The 5,439-nt window shown below is 45.2% G+C and carries 4 protein-coding genes and 1 pseudogene; 2 read left to right on the plus strand and 3 right to left on the minus strand.

Going from position 1 to position 5,439, the window contains the following annotated elements; all coding sequences use genetic code 11:
- A pseudogene (locus tag CXF58_RS13955) lies at positions 1–121 on the plus strand (IS1 family transposase); the annotation flags it as partial.
- 132 nt (positions 122–253) lie between these two features.
- Here the strand turns inward: CXF58_RS13955 and CXF58_RS00830 are convergent.
- From CXF58_RS00830 to CXF58_RS00840, 3 genes are all read right to left on the minus strand, one after another.
- Positions 254–640, minus strand: coding sequence for a hypothetical protein (locus tag CXF58_RS00830; protein WP_102076282.1), 387 nt, complete (start codon positions 638–640; stop codon positions 254–256).
- A 141-nt stretch (positions 641–781) separates the two neighbouring features.
- Positions 782–1,825: a lipoyl synthase gene (lipA, locus tag CXF58_RS00835; RefSeq protein WP_102076283.1), complete on the minus strand. Its 1,044-nt coding sequence runs from the start codon at positions 1,823–1,825 to the stop codon at positions 782–784.
- A gap of 196 nt (positions 1,826–2,021) precedes the next feature.
- Positions 2,022–2,417: a carboxymuconolactone decarboxylase family protein gene (locus CXF58_RS00840; protein WP_068406189.1), complete on the minus strand. Its 396-nt coding sequence runs from the start codon at positions 2,415–2,417 to the stop codon at positions 2,022–2,024.
- A 335-nt stretch (positions 2,418–2,752) separates the two neighbouring features.
- Between CXF58_RS00840 and acnB the strand changes: the two genes are divergently transcribed.
- Positions 2,753–5,356 carry a bifunctional aconitate hydratase 2/2-methylisocitrate dehydratase gene (gene acnB / locus CXF58_RS00845; RefSeq protein WP_068406186.1) on the plus strand — a complete coding sequence of 868 codons (2,604 nt, stop codon included), beginning with the start codon at positions 2,753–2,755 and terminating at the stop codon, positions 5,354–5,356.
- Positions 5,357–5,439 lie beyond the last annotated feature (83 nt).

Consider the following 5,439-nt stretch of genomic DNA (forward strand, 5'->3'; position numbering starts at 1 on the left):
CCGTCTTAGACACCGATTAAGACGATCGGTTAGAAAGACTTGTTGCTTCTCAAAAAAGCTTGATAATCACTTTAAAGTATTCGATCTGGTGTTCTTTTATGTCAATTATGGCTACGTCTGATGCCAGCATACTTTTTGACACACCACCAATAATCTATATGAATAAGTTGGGTTGTGCAATTAATAACCCAACTTATTTCGTGAAATAGACCCTTTAGTCAAGTTGCTGATCTAGAATCTATTTGTCAGCTACTTATTTAACGATACTGCCATAACAGCTTTGCAGCGTTTTTGCCACCACTTTAGTGACCAGTTGGGTGCGATAGTTGGCATCTATCGCCGCATTGCCAAGTTCAACAAGAGTCACTTGCTGTGGCGCTTGCTCGCTGACGCAGCCGCAAACTTGACCTTTTATCTCTTCTTCTTGAGCATCTGACATCGCGACACTAGCAATGCGCCAAGCATTTTGTTTTTCAATCTGGCTGCGACATTGGTTATCAACAGCGGCTTTAAAAATATTCATCCCAATCTCGTTTGCCGAACCAATCGCCGTGCCAGCGCTGGTATTCATATCAGAAGTGGCACAGCCAGCTAGGATAAATGTAGCAAGCACGATGCTCGAAGCAAATAGTTTTTTCATAAGTTTTCCTTTAAGGTTAGCAATATTGGTAGCGGTTTTATTCTACAGATTTTTCAGACTATAACGGTAAAGATAAAAAATAAACACAAAAAAAGAGACCATGATAGGTCTCTTTCTTATAGGTATAAAGGCTTTAAAAATCTAGCAGCCAAGCTTACCTTCTGCTTCAAGCGCCTTTTTGCTACGAATTGGTGCTGGGCAATCTTCACCATAGTATTGACGATCGGCAAAATAGCTTGAGCGTACCATTGGGCCGGCCCAAATGTTAAAGAAACCAATCTTTTTACCATAGTCCATATAGCGCTGGAATTCGTCTGGATGGACATAACGATCAACTGGCGCATGGTCTTTACTGGGTTGCAGGTACTGACCGATGGTAATCATATCGACATCATGGGCTTTTAAATCATCAAGCAGAGCATAGATTTCTTCTTCGGTCTCACCAAGTCCAACCATAAAGCCGCATTTAGTGGCGATATCAGGGCGGCGCTCTTTATAAATTTTAAGCAAATCTAATGAATGCTGATAGTCTGAACCTGGACGGAAAGCTTTATAGAGACGCGGCACCGTTTCGATATTGTGGTTAAAGACATCTGGCGCGGTTTCGGTCAATAAATCTAGAGCGATATCCATACGCCCACGGAAATCTGGCACCAGTATCTCAATCAAGCAATTTGGGCTTAGCGCGCGCGATTCATTTAACACTTCAACAAAATGTCCAGCACCGCCGTCTTTTAAATCATCGCGGTCAACTGAAGTAATCACCGCATATTTCAGACCTAGACCTTGAATGGTCTCAGCGGTATGGCGTGGCTCGTCTTTGTCCAATTCGTTTGGGCGACCATGACCGACATCACAAAACGGGCAGCGACGGGTACAGATATCACCCATAATCATAAAGGTTGCCGTACCATCAGCGAAGCACTGCGGCAGATTCGGGCAAGCTGCTTCTTCACAGACGGTATAAAGCTTTTGCTCACGCAGAGTGGCTTTGATACGCGCTACTTCCGCAGGTGACGACATTTTAACCCGAATCCAATCAGGCTTTTTCTTTGCCTCGACGGTCGGAATCACTTTAATTGGGATGCGCGCTACCTTGTCGTAGCCACGTAGCTTTTCGCCTTGGATGGCTTTTTTCGGTTTTGCACGGGCAGCGGGGACGTGGGTTTGTACGGCGTTTGTCATAATCAAATGTTCTCTTAACCCTTGATAAGATAAGGGTTTTTGGTATTATTAGAATGTTTTATGAATGCAGCTATTATAGCAGATAATGGCTAAAGGTTTTTTGGGCAATCTTGTTAAGACAATCAAAAAAACTACTAGCGCTAAATAGGGTTTTATCACTAATAAGACTACTATGAAGCGCACCTTTACCCTAGTTTTATTTATTGATATCAATGTCCATGTCATTTAGCACATCTATGGCTGCGCGAAACGCTTCTTGGGTAGCAGGTGCACCGCAATAAGGCAGGCTATGCATCAACACCTCTCGGATTTCAGCGACGCTGGCGCCATTATTAATTGCCCCGCGGATATGACCTTTTAGCTCAGCAGGGCTTTTTTGCGCAATCAAAAACGCCATGGTAATTAAGGAGCGATATTTGCGCGGTAGTATGGTGTCGTCTTGCCACGTGCTGCCCCAAGCATGTTCGATAATCCAGTCTTGCAGTGGCTGGGTAAATGGGGTCGCCGAATCGAGCGAGCGTTTGACATGTTGCTCGCCCATCACTTCGGTACGAACTTTTAAACCGTTTTGATAGTTGGCATTATCGTCCATTTTATTATCCTTAATATTTATTGGTAAAGTGTGTTTTATCAAGTCGCATATAAAAATTCGCTGACGTAAGACATCTGATCGGTTTTGAGGTTGTCAGAGTATAGCAGGCACACGGTTTTTATTTAACCGCGTCAATCATATTGGTTATGGCACTATTTTTATAATAAATATCCAATATGGCGTTATTCTGCGCCTTTTCACGGCTCAGCCATTAACATTTTGAGCGTTTTGAGCTATGATTGCACGGATAATTATTCAATGCAGTACATCGATGTAGGCTGTCATCCTGACTACTCACGTGATGTACTGGTCACCAACCGACGAGGACGACTATTGTGTTAGAAGCTTATCGTAAACATGTCGCAGAACGTGCTGAGCTAGGGACTGTACCACTTCCATTAAATGAGAAGCAGGTAGCAGAATTGGTAGAGCTACTTAAAAACCCACCAGCGGGCGAAGATGCGTTCTTGATGGACTTGTTAGAAAACCGTATTCCTGCCGGTGTTGACCAAGCCGCTTATGTTAAAGCTGCATTTTTAGCTGCTATTGTTAAAGGCGAAGCGACTTCACCACTTATTAGCAAGAAAAAAGCCGTTGAAATCTTAGGCACCATGCAAGGTGGTTACAACGTTCAGCCATTGGTTGCAGCATTAGACGACGCGGAAGTCGCACAAGAAGCTGCTGATGCGTTAAAGAAAACATTACTCGTATTTGACGCGTTTAATGACGTGACCGAAAAAGCCGAAGCTGGCAATGCTATTGCTAAAGAAGTCGTACAATCTTGGGCTGACGCGGAGTGGTTCTTAAGCCGTCCTGAAGTACCAGAGAAAACCACTTATACCACCTTTAAAGTCACTGGCGAAACCAACACTGATGACTTGTCACCAGCGCAAGACGCTTGGAGCCGCCCCGACATTCCATTGCATTCATTAGCCATGCACAAAAACTCTCGCGACGGCATCTTTGCTGACGAAGAGGGCGTTGTTGGTCCAATGAAGCAAATCGAAGCGTTAAAAGAAAAAGGTCATCCACTTGCCTATGTTGGCGACGTGGTCGGTACCGGTTCTAGCCGTAAGTCTGCAACCAACTCTGTATTGTGGCTCATGGGCGAAGACATCCCTAACGTACCAAACAAACGTGGTGGCGGTTTGGTGCTTGGTAACAATATCGCTCCTATCTTCTTTAACACCATGGAAGATTCTGGCGCCTTGCCAATCGAAAAAGTTGCCGTTGATAACTTAAATATGGGCGATGTGTTTGACATCTATCCGTATGAAGGCAAAATCACTAAGCATGACTCTGACGAAGTATTGTCAACCTTTACGCTAAACTCGCCAACCTTGCTTGACGAAGTGCGCGCAGGCGGCCGTATTCCATTAATCGTTGGTCGTGGTTTGACCAATCGTGCTCGTGAATATATGGGTCTTGGTCATTCAGACGTATTTGCTAAGCCAGAAGAGCCAGCTGATACCGGTAAAGGCTTTACCCTTGCACAGAAAATGGTTGGTAAAGCTTGTGGTCTAGAAGGCGTACGTCCTGGTATGTACTGTGAGCCAAAAATGACTACCGTAGGAAGTCAGGATACCACTGGTCCGATGACTCGTGACGAGCTAAAAGATTTGGCTTGCCTAGGCTTCCAAGCCGACCTAGTGATGCAGTCATTCTGTCATACCGCAGCTTATCCAAAGCCAGTTGACGTTGAAACTCAGCATACACTACCTGATTTTATCATGAACCGTGGCGGCGTCAGCTTACGTCCTGGTGATGGTATCATTCACTCGTGGCTTAACCGTATGCTACTTCCAGATACCGTTGGTACTGGTGGTGACTCGCATACGCGTTTCCCAATGGGTATCTCGTTCCCAGCCGGTTCTGGTTTGGTTGCATTCGCAGCAGCAACTGGTGTGATGCCACTTGATATGCCTGAATCTGTTCGTGTGCGCTTCGTTGGCGAACGTCAACCTGGTATCACGCTACGTGACTTGGTCCATGCGATTCCTTATCAAGCCATCAAAGAAGGTTATTTGACCGTTGATAAGAAAGGTAAAATCAACGAGTTTAATGGTCGTATTTTAGAGATCGAAGGTCTAGAAGATTTGACTGCTGAGCAAGCGTTTGAGTTATCTGATGCGTCAGCTGAGCGTAGTGCTGCTGGTTGTACCATTACTTTGTCTGAAGAATCAGTGACTGAGTACCTAAACTCAAACATCACCTTGCTTAAGTGGATGATTTCAGAAGGCTATGGCGATGCGCGTACCATCAGCCGCCGCGTTGAGCAAATGCAAGAGTGGCTAGCGAACCCAAGCCTCATGCGTGCTGACGAAGATGCAGAATACGCCATCGACATGACCATCGATATGAGCGAGATCAAAGAGCCAATTCTTTGCTGCCCGAACGATCCAGACGATGCTAAAACATTGGCTGACGTCGCTGGTGATACCATTGATGAAGTATTCATTGGTTCATGTATGACCAACATTGGTCACTTCCGTGCTGCGGGTAAACTGCTACAAGACGTACCAGCAGGAAGCCTCAAAACTCGTCTATGGATTGCGCCACCGACTAAGATGGATGCGCGTCAGTTGATGGAAGAAGGTTATTACAACATCTACGCACAAGCCGGCGCTCGTACTGAAATGCCAGGTTGTTCACTATGTATGGGTAACCAAGCACGTATCGCACCGAAATCTACGGCCGTTTCGACGTCTACCCGTAACTTCCCGAACCGTTTAGGTCAAGGCGCAAACGTCTATCTCGCGTCTGCAGAGCTTGCAGCGGTAGCGGCGGTACTTGGTAAATTGCCAACCAACGACGAATACCAGCAATACGCTGGCATGCTAAACAGCATGGGCGATGAAGTTTATAAGTACATGAACTTTGATCGTATGGAAGATTACACTGAAGAAGCGGACAAAATTAACGTTGCTCAGTTGACCTAGTTTTTCATTCGAAAGCTACTTAATTTTTTGAAAACAAACCCCGTATCGTGATGATACGGGGTTTTTTACATGTTTGAAAAATA

The sequence above is a fragment of the Psychrobacter sp. Sarcosine-02u-2 genome (assembly GCF_002836335.1).
Classification (GTDB): domain Bacteria; phylum Pseudomonadota; class Gammaproteobacteria; order Pseudomonadales; family Moraxellaceae; genus Psychrobacter; species Psychrobacter faecalis.